Genomic DNA, 13,760 nt, shown 5'->3' with positions numbered 1-13,760 from the left:
CATGACGTCGACCATGCCCCTTGCTCTCGCCTCCGAATTCCCTGCCGCCACCGAAGCGCAATGGCGCGCCGCGGTCGATGCCGTGTTGAAGGGCAAGCCCTTCGACAAGACCCTGGTCGGCCGCACCGCCGATGGCATAGCCATTCAGCCGCTCTACCCGCGCGTGGCGGAGGCCGTGCCGCTGGCTGGCCGTGCCGCCGGCGCGCCGTGGACGGTGGTGCAGCGCGTCGACCAGCCGGATCCGCGCGACGCCAATGCCCAGGCGCTCGATGATCTGACCAATGGCGCCTCGGGCTTGGCTATCGTCACCCGTGGCGCCATCGGCGACCATCGGGGCGATGGTCTCGTGCTCGACGGCCTCGCCGATCTCGACCAGGTTCTCGACGGCGTCATGCTCGACCTGATCCCGTTGCGCATCGATGCCGGCACGGCCGCCGGCCATGTCGCGGCCATGCTGGCGGCCAAGGCCGCGCGCGACGGGCTCGACCCGGCAAGCCTGTCGGTCGCCTTCGGCATCGATCCGATCGGCGCCTTTGCGCGGCGCGGCACGCTGGAGAACTGGGACGGCGCGGCAGCCAAGGCGGCCGACATGGTCCTCGGCCTGCGCAAACGTGGTTTCGCCGGCACCCAGGTGATCGCCGACGGCCGGGTGATCCATGATGCCGGCGGTTCGGAGGCGCAGGAGCTCGCCTTCGTGCTGGGCGCGGCCGTCCAATATCTGCGCGTGCTGGAACAGGCGGGCCTCACGCTCGACGAGGCGCGTCGCGCGGTCGCCGTGCTGCTGACGGCCGATGCCGACCAGTTTCTCACCACTGCCAAGCTGCGCGCCATCCGCCAGCTCTGGGCGCGGGTCGAGACCGCTTGCGGCCTCGCGCCCTCGCGCCTCGAGGTCCATGCCGAAACTGCCTGGCGTATGACCACCAGGGTCGATCCGGCAGTCAACTGGCTGCGCACCACCATGGCCTGTTTCGGCGCCGGCATCGGCGGCGCCGATCATGTCACCGTGCAGCCCTGGACCGCCGCGATCGGACTGCCCGATGCGTTCGCCCGCCGCATTGCCCGCAACACCCAGCTGATTCTGATCGAGGAATCGAACCTGCATCGGGTTGCCGATCCGACCGCCGGTTCAGGAGGCGTCGAGGCGCTGACATCGGAGCTTTGCGAAACCGCGTGGGCGCTGTTCCAGGACAGCGAGCGCGTCGGCGGGGTGGTCGCGGCGCTGTCCAGCGGCACCATTCAGGCGGCGGTCGCCAAGGCGCGCCAAGCTCATCAGGCCGCCATCGCCAAGCGGCGTGAGCCGCTCACCGGCACCTCCGAATTCCCCAATATCCACGAAGCCGTGCCGGAGGTGCTGCATTCCGCGCCCCGCGTTTCCAACAAGGCCGCGGCGGCGATCGACCTGCCAGAAGCGGCCAAGGGCGCGCGGTTCGAGGCGACGGCTGTGGCTTTCGGGGCCGGCGCGGTGCGTGCCGCACTGTCGCGGCCGAAGACCGACACGATCTTCGTCGACCCGCTCGAGCCGATCCGTCTCGCCGAACCCTTTGAAGCCCTGCGCGCCGCGCTCGATGCCGTCACCGCCAATACCGGCAGGCGGCCGCTGGTCTTTCTTGCCGTGCTCGGCCCGGTCGCCGCCTTCACGCCGCGTGCCAGTTTTGCCAAGAACCTGTTCGAGGCAGGCGGTTTCGAGGCCCCGGTCCCCGAGGCCTTCGCCGATGGGGCGGATCTGCTGGCGGCGTTCAAGGCATCGGGCGCGCGGATCGCCTGCCTGTGCTCGTCCGACGACATCTATGCGACCGATGCGGTTGCGACGGCGGCGGCGCTGAAGGCCGCCGGCGCCACCCGGATCTGGCTCGCCGGCCGTCCCGGCGAGCAGGAAGCGGCACTGAAATCCGCCGGTATCGGTGGTTTCATCTTCGCGGGCTGCGACGTGCTAGACTGTCTCGACGCCGCGAAGGCGGCGCTGGGTGAGTGAGGCCGGCCTTGACCAGGGTCCCGCGAATACCGCCTGTGCCATTGCAACCCCCGGCTGGGCCGGAAAGGGACGACGGATGGCTGGATCTCGGCGCGTTCGGCAATCGTGAGCTCGTCACTCTGCTGGATAGGGCGCGGGCGAGCCACGACAAGGTGCAGGGGATCAATCGGCGCGTCGGCGACATGGCTGGCGCCGCCTGGAGCAATCCGGTCTTCGGGCTTGCACTCATGCCGATGTTCTGGCTGTTGCGTGGCAGCCTGATCAAGGATGCCCGTCGTGCCGATCCGGATATCGACAGGCTGCGCTCGCTCGAGCAGATCCGCCTCATCACCGACGAAATGCGCCGCCGCGACGGTGAGCGCTTGAGGAGAGGCCAATGACCTCTATTCCCGACTTTTCCACTTTGCCCTTTTCCAAAGCCGCTTCGGCCGCCACAGGCGGCGAGGCCTGGCTGACGCCCGAGGACATCCTGGTCAAGCCGGTCCATGGCGAGGCCGACCTCGCCGGCATCGATTTCCTGGACACCTATCCGGGTATCAAGCCGTTCCTGCGCGGCCCCTATCCGACCATGTATGTCAACCAGCCCTGGACGATCCGGCAATATGCCGGCTTCTCCACGGCCGAGGACAGCAACGCCTTCTACCGGCGCAATCTCGCCGCCGGCCAGAAGGGCCTGTCGGTCGCCTTCGATCTCGCCACCCATCGCGGTTATGATTCAGACCATCCGCGCGTCGCCGGCGATGTCGGCATGGCCGGCGTGGCGATCGATTCAATCTATGACATGCGCACGCTGTTCTCGGGCATTCCGCTCGGCGAGATGAGCGTGTCGATGACCATGAACGGCGCGGTGCTGCCGGTGCTCGCGCTCTATATCGCGGCGGCCGAGGAACAGGGCGTGCCGCAGGCCAAGCTCTCCGGGACCATCCAGAACGACATCCTCAAGGAGTTCATGGTCCGCAACACCTATATCTATCCGCCGGTGCCCTCGATGCGGATCATCTCGGATATCTTCGCCCACACGGCGAAGCATATGCCGAAATACAATTCGATCTCGATTTCTGGCTACCACATGCAGGAGGCCGGGGCGACGCAGGACCTCGAGCTCGCCTATACGCTCGCCGATGGCGTCGAATATATCCGTGCCGGCATCGCCGCCGGCATGACGGTCGACCAGTTCGCGCCGCGCCTGTCGTTCTTCTGGGCCATCGGCATGAATTTCTTCATGGAGGTGGCGAAGCTCCGGGCGGCGCGCCTGCTCTGGGCCAAGCTGGTCAAGGAGTTCGATCCGAAGACCGACAAGAGCCTGCCGCTGCGCACCCACAGCCAGACCTCGGGCTGGTCGCTGACCGCCCAGGACGTGTTCAACAACGTCATCCGCACGCAGATCGAGGCGATGGCGGCGACCCAGGGCCATACCCAGTCGCTGCACACCAACGCGCTGGACGAGGCGCTGGCGCTGCCGACAGATTTCTCCGCCCGCATCGCCCGCAACACCCAGCTGTTCCTGCAGCAGGAATCGGGCACCACCCGGATCATCGATCCCTGGGGCGGTTCGTTTTATGTCGAGAAGCTGACCGCCGATCTCGCCGCCAAGGCCTGGGACCATATCCAGGAGGTCGAGGCGCTCGGCGGCATGGCCAAGGCGATCGACGCGGGGATCCCCAAGCTGCGCATCGAGGAAGCCGCGGCCAAGACCCAGGCGCGCATCGATTCCGGCCTTCAGTCGGTGATCGGCGTCAACAAGTTCAGGCCCGACGGCGAGAAGCCGATCGACGTGCTGAAGGTCGACAATTCGGCGGTGCGCGCGAGCCAGATCGACAAGCTGAAGCGGCTGCGCGCCGAGCGCAATCCGGCCGAGGTGCAGGCGGCCCTCGACGCCCTGACGGCGGCGGCCGGCGGCGCCGGCAATCTCCTGGAACTGGCGATCAACGCGGCGCGCGCCAAGGCGACCGTCGGTGAGATGTCGGATGCGATGGAAAAGGTGTTCGGCCGCCACAAGGCCGAGATCAAGTCGATTTCCGGCGTCTACAAGCGCGAGGTCGGCGCGATGAACGAGAATGTCTCGAAGGTCCAGCACATGGTCGAGGCCTTTGCCGAGAACGAGGGCCGGCGCCCGCGCATCCTGGTCGCCAAGGTCGGCCAGGACGGCCATGACCGCGGCCAGAAGGTGATCGCCTCGGCCTTTGCCGATCTCGGCTTCGACGTCGATATCGGCCCCTTGTTCGCGACGCCGGCGGAAGCCGCCAAGCAGGCGATCGAAAATGACGTCCACTGCGTCGGCGTGTCGTCGCTGGCCGCCGGCCACCTGACCCTGGTGCCGGAGCTCAGGGCGGAACTCGCGGCGCAGGGACGCGAAGACATCATGATCGTCGTCGGCGGCGTCATTCCGCCGCAGGATTTCGCGGCACTCTACGAGGCCGGCGCGGCGGCGATCTTCCCGCCGGGCACGCCGATCGCGGATGCCGCCATCGACCTGATGGACAAGCTCAACGCCAAGCTCGGCTATTCGCAGGCCGCCGCGGAGTAAGCCGGCGCATCATTGCCGCGCGTGAACGACGGCGATGCCGTCGGCATGGACCCGCCTCCAACCCGGCAGCCGGTCGAGCAGGCCGATGGCGGGCGTGCCCGGCGTCAACAGGGTCCAGCCGATACGGTAGCGGTCGAGCAGATCGATGAAGGTGTCGACGTTCTTGAGCTCCAATGCATGGACGGTGTTCGCCACGAAAGCGCCGCCATAGAGTTCCGCCCGGCCGTCGATGAAGGTCGGTACCCCCTGGGTCATCAGCCAGCCGCCAAAACCATAGGAGTTGAGCACCGGCCCGGTGAGGGCGGCCGCGCGGGCGGCGGCCAGGGCCGAACGGGGAACATAGACCTCCACGGGACGGGCAAGCCCCAGGAAGCCGCTGACGAATGTCGCCGCGACGGCAAGCGACAAGGCCGCCGCGGCGGTCGGCCAGAGGTTCGCGGCCGGCGGCGGACGAGGGGTGAGCCGGACGGCGATGGAGGGCAGAAGCAGGAGCACGCCGATGACCGCGAACAAGGTCTGATGGCGGACATTGGCCAGCGCCATGTGCAGCAGCCCGACGAGCAGCAGGACGCGGAGCGCCGGCACACGGGTGCCGGTGACGAGGGCAAGCGCCAGCCCAGCCAGCAACGCCGCCTCGAAGGGCTCGAAGCGGCTGAAATCATGGGCGCGCCATTCGATGATGATCGCCTTGGCCTCGTCCAGGCCGAGCACGCGAAAGGCCGCGAGGATCGATTCGACGCCATAGGGATGGATGCAGGCGGCAGCGGCCGCCAGGACGCCGAACAGCGCCCAGAGTGCGGCGACCCGAAGCCGCGCGGCAGGCGGCGCGCGCAGCACGGCTTCCAGGGCGAAAGGCGCGCCGAGCGCCAAGCCGAACATGAAGCTGCCGTGCAGATTGGCCCAGAGCGTCATGGCCGGCAGCAGCCAGAAACACGGCGCGCGGCCGGTCTCGGCCGCGCGCAGCAGGCCGGCCGACCACAGGAACAGCACCGGCAGTGCCAGCACATGCGGCCGGGCCAGCACATGCGGCACGCTCAGCAGCAGCACCGCCGCGAAGAGAATGAGGGTCGGCCGCCAGTCCAGCCGGCGTAAAAGCTCATGCAGCAGAATCATGAAGGCGAGCGCGCCTGTCGCCGCCGCCAGCGCCGTCACGCCGGTCCAGCCGGCGAGGCGGAAGGCGAAGGCCATCGACACCTGCGCGAGCCATTCCTTGGCGATCCAGAAGGCGCCGCGCATGGTGTGGGAATAGCTGTCGACCCAGGGAAAGCCGTCGCCGCTCAGGATCTTCTCGCCGATCAGGACATGCCAGTGGGTGTCGGGATCGTTGAGAAGGCGGTCGCCGAGCAGCACGAACAGGGCATAGATGCCGGCGCCGACGGCAAGAACCAGCCGCATGTCGACGGGCCGTGGCGGGGGCAAGGTCTCGGGGCCGATGAGGCTGTCGGTTCGCATGTGTCAGTGATGCCAGGAGCGAACCAGATTCGCACCCGCGAAACGGCCGTGGGAGCCGGTCGATCGCCGATCGTGACGCGGGACCGTCCGCGCGGATGGGGACGTGCCATGCGGCAGGTCGTCGCGATCACCAGATTGCCAAGCCCGGCATTCCGGTGCAGCTTTCTGTGATCACAGAAGAGATGCCGGAGAAACCGGCTGGTCGATCAGGGAGGCAATCGATGACGGATCTGACCCGTAGAACTCTGCTCGTTTCCGCGGCCGGTGCCGCGACGGCGCTGTCGGCGCCTGCCATGGCGCAGGCCTATCCGTCGCGCCCGATCACGCTGATCGTGCCATGGGGCGCCGGCGGCGGCACCGATGCCACGGCGCGCATCGTCGGCTCGCTGCTGGAGCGGGAGTTCGGCCAGCCGGTCAATGTCGTCAACCGTACCGGCGGCTCGGGCGTCGTCGGCCATGCCGGCATCGCGAGTGCGCCGGCCGACGGCTACACCATCGGCATGCTCACCGTCGAAATCTCGATGATGCACTGGCAGGGCCTGACCGAGCTGACGCCGTCGAGCTACACGCCGCTCGGGCTGATGAACGAGGATCCGCCGGGCGTGCAGGTTTCGGCGAGCTCGCCCTACCGTACGATCAAGGACCTCGCCGACGCCATCAAGGCCAATCCCGGCAAGCTGAAGGCCTCGGGCACCGGCCAGGGCGGTATCTGGCACCTGGCACTGGTCGGCTGGCTCGGCGCCATGGGTTTGCCCGCCAATGCGGTGCCGTGGGTGCCGTCGAACGGGGCGGCTCCCGCCATGCAGGACCTCGCGGCCTCCGGCCTCGACATCGTCACCTGCTCGGTGCCCGAGGCCAAGGCCATGCTGGATGCCGGCCGGGCCCGTTCGCTCGCCATCATGGCGCCGGCGCGCAATCCGCAATTCCCCAATGTGCCGACGCTCAACGAGAGCCTCGGCATCAACTATTCGGTTGGGGCCTGGCGCGGCATCGGTGCGCCGAAGAACCTGCCCGCACCGATCGCCGAGCGGCTTACCGCGGCGCTGAAGAAGGTCAATGAGTCCAAGGAATTCCAGGACTTCATGAGCAATCGCGGTTTCGGCGTGCGCTGGGCGGATGGCGCCGGCTTCGGCAAGTTCATGGCCGAGGGCGATGCCGCCATGGGGGTGGCGATGAAAGCCGCCGGCCTCGCCAAGCAGGCCTGAGCTTCGGGCTTTCCCGATCAAACGGCCCCGTGGCGGCTTGTCGCCGCGGGTTCCGGGATCCCGGTCCTGGATCGATCCAATCGGCCCGCAAGGGCTGAAGCGCCTCTGCCCGCGGGGAACCATGCATCTTTCCGATCGTGTCACGGGCGGCTTTCTGGCCGTTCTCGGAGCCGCTGCCGCCTATGGCGGCTCGCTCCTGCCGCCGGTTCCTGGCCAGCAGGTCGGGCCGAATGTGTTCCCGCTGGTGATCGGCCTGGGCCTGGTCGGTTGCGGTGTCGCGATCGCGCTCGGCATCGGCCGATCCTTCGAGGAGGCCGAGGAGATCGTCACCGCCGAAGACGGCAGCCACGCGCCGGCCGCCGAGGCGCCGCCGCCGATCCGCCACGGGGCGTTCAAGACCATGGTGCCGCCGCTGCTTTTGCTGTTCTACGCCTTCACGGTCGACACGCTCGGCTTCGTCCCGACCGCCGCCGCCATGGTGGTGGCCACCTGTTTTGCGCTCGGCGGCAACTGGCGCACCGCTATTCCGCTGGCGCTGGTGGCGCCGCCGGCCGTGCATCTGATTTTCGCCAAGCTGCTGCGGGTGCCCTTGCCCGCCGGCCTCCTGCCGATGCCGTGGTGAGGGTGACACGATGAACACCTTCATCGAAGCGATCTGGATGGTGCTGGCACCCGACGTGATGATCGCCATCCTGCTGTCGGCGATCTACGGCCTGGTGGTCGGTTCGCTGCCGGGGCTCTCGGCCACCATGGCCACCGCGCTGCTGGTGCCCGTCACCTTCTACCTGTCGCCGATCGCGGCGGTCGCCACCATTATCACCGCCTCGGCCATGGCGATCTTCTCCGGCGATATTCCCGGCTGCCTTTTGCGCATTCCCGGCACGCCGGCCTCCGCCGCCTATACCGACGAGGCCTATGCCATGACCCGCAAGGGACAGGCTGAAATGGCGCTCGGCATCTGCCTATGGTTCTCGGCGCTCGGTGGCGTGTTCGGCACGCTGTCGCTGATCCTGATGGCGCCGCTGCTCGCCGAATTCGCCCTGTCCTTCTCGACCTACGAATATTTCTGGCTGGCCTTTCTCGGGCTGATGTGCGCGACGCTGGTGGCGCGCTCCTCACCGATCAAGGCGATCGCCGCCATGTTGCTCGGTCTCTTGATCGCCTGTGTCGGCATCGAGAACCCGGCCGGCACGCCACGCTTCACCTTCGGCCTCACCGACCTGCTCGGCGGCATCGAGGTCGTGCCGGCGCTGGTCGGCTGCTTCGCGGTGGCCGAGGTCATGCGCGCCATGTCGGTGCCCGAACCGCCACCCCTGCCGCGCCGGAAATTCGGCTCGATCCTCGCCGGCCAATGGAAGCTGACCAAGGAATATCCGGTCCAGCAGACCCGCGGCAATATTATCGGCATCATCATCGGCGTGCTGCCGGGCGCCGGCGCCGACATGGCCGCCTGGGTGTCCTATGCCATGGCCAAGCGCTTCTCCAAGACGCCGGAGAAGTTCGGCACCGGCCATCCCGAAGGGCTGATCGAGGCGGGGGCCTCCAACAATGCCTCGCTGGCCTCGGGCTGGGTGCCGTCATTGCTGTTCGGCATCCCCGGCGACACCATCACGGCGATCGCCATTGGCGTGCTCTACATGAAAGGGCTCAATCCCGGACCGACGCTGTTCACCGAGAAGGCGTCGAGCATGTATGCGCTCTACATCATCTTCATGCTGGGCAATATCATCATGATCCCGCTCGGCATCATCATGATCCGGCTGGCGAGTTATGTGCTGCGGCTGAAGCGCTACGCCATCATGCCGGTGATCGTGCTGCTCTGCGCCGTTGGCTCATTCGCCACCGGCAACAACCTGTTCCTGGTCATCACGGTCGCCGCCTTCGGCTGTGTCGGTTACATGATGGAGAAGAACGGCTATCCGGTCGCGGCGCTGGTGCTCGGCGTCGTCATGGGCTCGATGGTCGAGCAGCATTTCGTCACCTCGCTGATCAAATCGGACGGCTCGGTCCTGCCGTTCTTCGAGCGGCCGGTCTCGGCGATCCTCGCCGCCATCACCATTGGCCTGTTCGTCTGGCCGCTGGCGGTGTGGTTGTGGCGCAGGCGGCCGGGCCGGGCGGTGGCTGCGGCCTGAGGGGTTCTCAGCGCGTGCCGTCGGCGCGGATCTGCGGCAGCGGCTCGGACGTCACCTGCCGGGCGCTTTCCGGCTGGTCGGCCATGGGTGTCTGGGCCTGGGGCGGCTGCAGCTCGGCCGGCAATGGCGGGGCCTCGGTCGGCGGCGGCGGCAGGGAATCCTCGATCACCGGCGGCGAGGCGATCTTGCCGCCGATCAGCCGGACGATTTCGGGCGCCTCGGCGAAGGTGCCGTGGCGAAGCAGGTCGGTCCAGCCTTGCGATGTCATGGTGAAGACGCGCACGCCGAGCGACGAAATGATCTCGCGATGACGCGGATCGCGGACATCGAGCGCGCCCAGGCGTTGCCGGTCCCAGGCCACCGTCATGGAGGCGGCCAGCGCCCGGTCGTCGGCCTGGACGAACAGCGAGATACGGCTTGGCCGCGAGATGCGCGCCATCTGGCCCCTGAACACCTCGACGTCGAGATCCGGCGCGGCCAGGATCACTTCGCCCAGATGGCCATTGACCTCGCCACGCCCGGCGATGGAGGCCTGACGCAGCCCCTCCATGGTCAGGAACGCGCCCATCGAATGGGCGATCAGATTGACCCGGCCGATGCCCGGCACCTCACCGAGATCGGCGAGCAGCTTCTCGAAGGCGTCGCGCGAGGCGGTGGCCACTTCGCGATCGCCGCCATAGGCGAGCATGCGCCGATAGCTCGGCCAGGTGAACAGCACATGGGTGCCGCGGAAACCGGCATCGGTGGCGACCTGCACCAGGCGGAAGGCGGCCTCGTCGTAGTCGGTATTGAAGCCGTGGACATAGACCAGCACGTCGCGCTGATCGGCGGGTTTCGCCGCGACGGCACGGGCCAGTTCGCCGCGGAAATCGTCCGGCGTCAGCGCCGTGCGGTCGGCCAGCGTGAAATGACGTGACGGGCTTTCCGGTGTCAGCGACGGCCGCGGAATCGTGCCGACCTGGTGGCCCGGCGGCACCGTCACGATCTGGCGATAGAATCGGGCACGCTCGCGGGTCGGCGCGCCGAGCGCGTCGCCGCGGAAGGCCGGCCGTGTCGAGGCGACGAACACCGGTACGGCGCGCGGCTGGCTGGCGGGGGCGGTGAGCGCGCCGAGCGAGCCTGATATGCCCGACATGTCGGTGCCGAAGCAGCCGGCCAGCGCGCAGGCGGCCGCGGCCACCAGAGCCAGGCGAATGGCGGTGGTGGCGACGGCGACGGTGCGGGTCGACGGCTTGGGCATTGGCTCGGGCTTCGGTTTGTTCGTGGTCGACAAACGACGCGAGGCCTTACCGAAAGGTTAATCACACACGGTCAAGGCGCCCGACGTCGTCAACGAGCGGTTAAAGACCGGCCGTGGCGGGAATGGGGCTGAATGGCGGCTGGCTGCCTTGCTCCGCCCCGGCGGGTTATGACGCAAGGCCTTGCCGGGGCGTCATGAGGAAAAGAGCTTGTCGGTTGTGTCTCGCATTCAATGCAATTAACACCAAATAAACAATGCATTCGTACCATTACTGATCGTTGCGTCTGCGCCGTTGGTGGTCGATCGAACCTGAGAAGTGCCGGATGCGAACGGTCGTCCTCTTTGCGATCATGATGTCGGCAGTATTCGCTGCGGCCTTCGCCAGTCCGCGGCCGGACGGTGACGTGGCGGTGGTGGTGTGGCCCTTCGCGACGGCCAGCCGGGCGGCCGAGATCGTCGCGGCAGCCGAGGGATCGATCGTCAGGCCGTCCAGGCTGGCCTGGGTGATCCTTGCCCACGGCAACAGGAGTGACTTCGTCGCGGCACTTTATGGCGCCGGTGCGCTCGTCGTCTTCGACCCGCGGATCGCGGGTGGCTGTCTCTCGGGGAGCTGAGGTCAATGCAGGGGTTGGAACATCTCCGCCAGAAATTCGGCCTCGTCCTGGTGCTGTTTCTCTGGGCCAACGCGGCGCTGATCTCTGTCCTGGCCCTGGCGCTCGGTGCGGTCTCGGCGCCGGTCGCCACGGCCGGCTGCCTGATGCTCGCGGGCGGGGCGACTTTCGTCTGGTGGCGCGACCGGACCGGACCGGCGACCCGCATGGTCACCGCCATGGCGGCATCGGGCCTGGTCGCGATGCTGGTCTATGTCTTTGCCGGCCATGGCTACCAGATCGACATGCACATGTATTTCTTCGCCATGCTGGCGGTGGTCGCCGGCTGGTGCGACTGGCGCGCCATCGTGGCCAATGCGGCGGTCACGGCGGTTCATCATCTGGTGCTGAATTTCGCGCTGCCGATGGCGGTCTTCCCGGCCAGCAATCCGGACCTTCTGCGGGTCGTCGTCCACGCGGTCATCGTGATCGTCGAAACGGCCGTGCTGAGCTGGCTGACCTATCGGCTGCAGGCCCTGTTCGCCGAATCCGACCATGCCATCGCCGAGGCGGTGGCGGCCCAGAGCGATTCCGCCCATACCAAGCAGATCTCGGCCGAACTGGCGGCCCAGGGCGAGCGCTTGGCTCAACGCGCCGCATCGGCCGAGCAGTTCACTTTGCGGCTGCAGGCGCTCGCCGGCACGCTGATCGGATCGTCGACCGACGTGGCCGACGCCGCCCGCAACCTGTCCGGCACCACCAAGGAGACGGCCGAACGGGTGCAGGCCGTGGCCTTTGCCGCCGAGAATGCGTCGACCAATGTGCGGACCGTGGCGGTCGGCGCCGAGGAGCTGTCGGCCTCGATCGGCGCGATCAACAGCCAGGTCGCCCGTTCCGCCGGTGTCGCCGAAACGGCGGCCGAGGAAGCGGCCAGGACCAACGACAATATCCTGGCGCTGACCGCGGCGGCCGGGCAGATCGGTGACGTCGTCGCCTTGATCCGGGCGATTGCCGAACAAACCAATCTCCTGGCGCTCAACGCGACCATCGAAGCGGCGCGCGCCGGCGAGGCGGGCAGGGGCTTTGCGGTGGTTGCCTCCGAGGTGAAACAGCTCGCGGCCCAGACCGCCAAGGCCACCAATGATATCGGCGGCAAGATCGCCGAGATTCAGTCGGCGACCACGGTCACCGTCAACGCGATCTCCCGCATCGTCGCGACCATCGGCACCATTCGCGAGGTCACATCCTCGATCGCCGCCGCCGTCGGGCAGCAAGGCGCGGCGACCGCCGAGATCGCGGCCAATACGCAACGCGCCGCAAGCGGCACCGCCGAGGTGACCGACAATATCGTCAGTGTCGGCAGGGCCACCGAAGTCGCCGGTTCGGCCTCGGCGCAGCTCATGGGGCTGTCGCGATCGCTGGCCGAGCAGTCGGCCGACCTCCAACGTGAGGTGGCGGGTTTCATGGCGGATCTCAAGGCGGCCTGACGCGCGGCCGGCCGTAAGCCCCTTTGTGGCGGCTATTCCGCTCGCATCGAATCTGCCGCTTTGTTACCACCCATCCATGCGTCCGCCTCTCGACATCGAAAAGCTGAGCCAAGCCATTCGCGCCGGCGACCGCGCGGTGCTCGCCCGCGCCATCACGCTGGTCGAATCGACGAGGCCAGAGCACCAGGCGCTCGCGCGCGAACTCGTTCAGCGCCTGCTGCCGGAGACCGGCCGTGCCATCCGCATCGGCATTACCGGCGTGCCCGGGGCGGGTAAGTCGACGACGATCGATACGTTCGGCTCCAACCTGACGGCGGCCGGCCATCGGGTCGCCGTGCTGGCGGTGGATCCGTCGTCGTCGCGCACCGGCGGATCGATCCTCGGCGACAAGACGCGCATGGCCCGGCTTGCCATCGATCCCGCCGCCTATGTCAGGCCTTCGCCGTCGTCCGGAACCCTTGGCGGCGTCGCCGCCAAGACGCGCGAGACCATGCTGCTGTGCGAGGCGGCCGGCTTCGACGTCATCCTGGTCGAGACGGTCGGCGTCGGCCAGTCGGAGACCGCGGTCGCCGAGATGACCGATCTCTTCCTGGTGCTCATGCTGCCGGGCGCCGGTGACGAGCTGCAGGGCATCAAGAAGGGTATTCTCGAACTCGCCGACATCATCGCGGTCAACAAGGCCGATGGCGACGGCGCGCAGCGCGCCAAGGCCGCCGCGGCCGAATACCGCGCGGCCCTGCATATCATGGCGCCGAAATCGCGCGTCTGGTCGCCGCCGGTGCTGATGATATCGGGCCTTGCCAATCAGGGGCTCGACACGCTGTGGGAGCAGATCGGCTCTTTCCGCGGCAAGACCGAGGCCTCGGGCGATTTCGCCGCCAAGCGGCGCGCCCAGGGCGTCAAATGGATGTGGACCATGCTGCAGGAGCGGGTCACCGACCGGCTGAAGCGCGATCCTGTGCTGAAGGCCCGCCTCCCGGCGCTCGAGGCGGATGTGGCCAGCGGGCGGGTCGCGCCGATGGTGGCGGTCGAGGAGATCGCCAAGGTGCTCGGGCTCTAGGATTTTGCGTGAAGCGCCGGCGCCATCGCGGCCCGCGCGCCGCGATGGCCAGCCATCCCGGCGGCAACCTTGTTGATCGCGGCGACACCACGATA

11 protein-coding genes are annotated in these 13,760 nt (G+C 67.9%); 9 read left to right on the top strand and 2 right to left on the bottom strand.

The window, feature by feature from the left end:
• Positions 1-13 precede the first annotated feature (13 nt).
• The 3 genes from AC07WJ_RS34855 to scpA are packed head-to-tail and all read left to right on the top strand — an operon-like array spanning position 14 to position 4,499.
• A complete protein-coding gene (locus AC07WJ_RS34855; protein ID WP_494939330.1) occupies positions 14-1,972 on the top strand; it encodes a methylmalonyl-CoA mutase family protein in 1,959 nt (652 codons plus the stop codon).
• A 35-nt stretch (positions 1,973-2,007) separates the two neighbouring features.
• A complete protein-coding gene (locus tag AC07WJ_RS34850) occupies positions 2,008-2,352 on the top strand; it encodes a hypothetical protein (protein ID WP_494939329.1) in 345 nt (114 codons plus the stop codon).
• Positions 2,349-4,499: a methylmalonyl-CoA mutase gene (scpA, locus tag AC07WJ_RS34845; RefSeq protein ID WP_494939328.1), complete on the top strand. Its 2,151-nt coding sequence runs from the start codon at positions 2,349-2,351 to the stop codon at positions 4,497-4,499. Before AC07WJ_RS34850 ends, scpA begins: the two co-directional genes overlap by 4 nt.
• Positions 4,500-4,508: 9 nt before the next feature.
• On the opposite strand, the gene AC07WJ_RS34840 is transcribed toward scpA, so the two are convergent.
• Positions 4,509-5,951, bottom strand: coding sequence for a hypothetical protein (locus tag AC07WJ_RS34840; protein WP_494939327.1), 1,443 nt, complete (start codon positions 5,949-5,951; stop codon positions 4,509-4,511).
• A 221-nt stretch (positions 5,952-6,172) separates the two neighbouring features.
• Between AC07WJ_RS34840 and AC07WJ_RS34835 the strand changes: the two genes are divergently transcribed.
• The 3 genes from AC07WJ_RS34835 to AC07WJ_RS34825 all read left to right on the top strand — a co-directional run bounded on the left by AC07WJ_RS34835 (position 6,173) and on the right by AC07WJ_RS34825 (position 9,288).
• Positions 6,173-7,156 carry a tripartite tricarboxylate transporter substrate binding protein gene (locus AC07WJ_RS34835; RefSeq protein WP_494939326.1) on the top strand — a complete coding sequence of 328 codons (984 nt, stop codon included), beginning with the start codon at positions 6,173-6,175 and terminating at the stop codon, positions 7,154-7,156.
• Positions 7,157-7,277: 121 nt separating this feature from the next.
• A complete protein-coding gene (locus AC07WJ_RS34830) occupies positions 7,278-7,778 on the top strand; it encodes a tripartite tricarboxylate transporter TctB family protein (RefSeq protein ID WP_494939325.1) in 501 nt (166 codons plus the stop codon).
• A gap of 37 nt (positions 7,779-7,815) precedes the next feature.
• Complete coding sequence (locus tag AC07WJ_RS34825; RefSeq protein WP_494939359.1) at positions 7,816-9,288, top strand: tripartite tricarboxylate transporter permease; 1,473 nt, start codon at positions 7,816-7,818, stop codon at positions 9,286-9,288.
• A gap of 7 nt (positions 9,289-9,295) precedes the next feature.
• Here the strand turns inward: AC07WJ_RS34825 and AC07WJ_RS34820 are convergent, their stop codons facing one another.
• Complete coding sequence (locus AC07WJ_RS34820; protein ID WP_494939324.1) at positions 9,296-10,528, bottom strand: alpha/beta hydrolase; 1,233 nt, start codon at positions 10,526-10,528, stop codon at positions 9,296-9,298.
• A 323-nt stretch (positions 10,529-10,851) separates the two neighbouring features.
• On the opposite strand from AC07WJ_RS34820, the gene AC07WJ_RS34815 reads away from it, so the two are divergent.
• The 3 genes from AC07WJ_RS34815 (at position 10,852) to meaB (ending at position 13,665) form a co-directional block, all read left to right on the top strand.
• Positions 10,852-11,142, top strand: a complete 291-nt coding sequence (locus AC07WJ_RS34815; RefSeq protein WP_494939323.1) for a hypothetical protein — start codon at positions 10,852-10,854, stop codon at positions 11,140-11,142.
• A gap of 5 nt (positions 11,143-11,147) precedes the next feature.
• Positions 11,148-12,605, top strand: a complete 1,458-nt coding sequence (locus AC07WJ_RS34810) for a methyl-accepting chemotaxis protein (RefSeq protein WP_494939322.1) — start codon at positions 11,148-11,150, stop codon at positions 12,603-12,605.
• A 76-nt stretch (positions 12,606-12,681) separates the two neighbouring features.
• A complete protein-coding gene (meaB, locus tag AC07WJ_RS34805) occupies positions 12,682-13,665 on the top strand; it encodes a methylmalonyl Co-A mutase-associated GTPase MeaB (RefSeq protein WP_494939321.1) in 984 nt (327 codons plus the stop codon).
• Positions 13,666-13,760: the final 95 nt, after the last annotated feature.

It is taken from the genome of Phreatobacter sp. GW821-FHT04C01, assembly GCF_059420385.1.
The sequence above is the reverse complement of the archived record's forward strand: the minus strand, read 5'-3'. Positions and strand labels throughout refer to the sequence as shown.

Bases quoted from the DNA above. Each gene is read 5' to 3' on its own strand.
- AC07WJ_RS34855 (WP_494939330.1), top strand. From the start codon at position 14: ATGCCCCTTGCTCTCGCCTCCGAATTCCCTGCCGCCACCGAAGCGCAA.
- scpA (WP_494939328.1), top strand. From the start codon at position 2,349: ATGACCTCTATTCCCGACTTTTCCACTTTGCCCTTTTCCAAAGCCGCT.
- AC07WJ_RS34840 (WP_494939327.1), bottom strand. From the start codon at position 5,951: ATGCGAACCGACAGCCTCATCGGCCCCGAGACCTTGCCCCCGCCACGG.
- AC07WJ_RS34835 (WP_494939326.1), top strand. From the start codon at position 6,173: ATGACGGATCTGACCCGTAGAACTCTGCTCGTTTCCGCGGCCGGTGCC.
- AC07WJ_RS34830 (WP_494939325.1), top strand. From the start codon at position 7,278: ATGCATCTTTCCGATCGTGTCACGGGCGGCTTTCTGGCCGTTCTCGGA.
- AC07WJ_RS34825 (WP_494939359.1), top strand. From the start codon at position 7,816: ATGGTGCTGGCACCCGACGTGATGATCGCCATCCTGCTGTCGGCGATC.
- AC07WJ_RS34820 (WP_494939324.1), bottom strand. From the start codon at position 10,528: ATGCCCAAGCCGTCGACCCGCACCGTCGCCGTCGCCACCACCGCCATT.
- AC07WJ_RS34815 (WP_494939323.1), top strand. From the start codon at position 10,852: ATGCGAACGGTCGTCCTCTTTGCGATCATGATGTCGGCAGTATTCGCT.
- AC07WJ_RS34810 (WP_494939322.1), top strand. From the start codon at position 11,148: ATGCAGGGGTTGGAACATCTCCGCCAGAAATTCGGCCTCGTCCTGGTG.
- meaB (WP_494939321.1), top strand. From the start codon at position 12,682: ATGCGTCCGCCTCTCGACATCGAAAAGCTGAGCCAAGCCATTCGCGCC.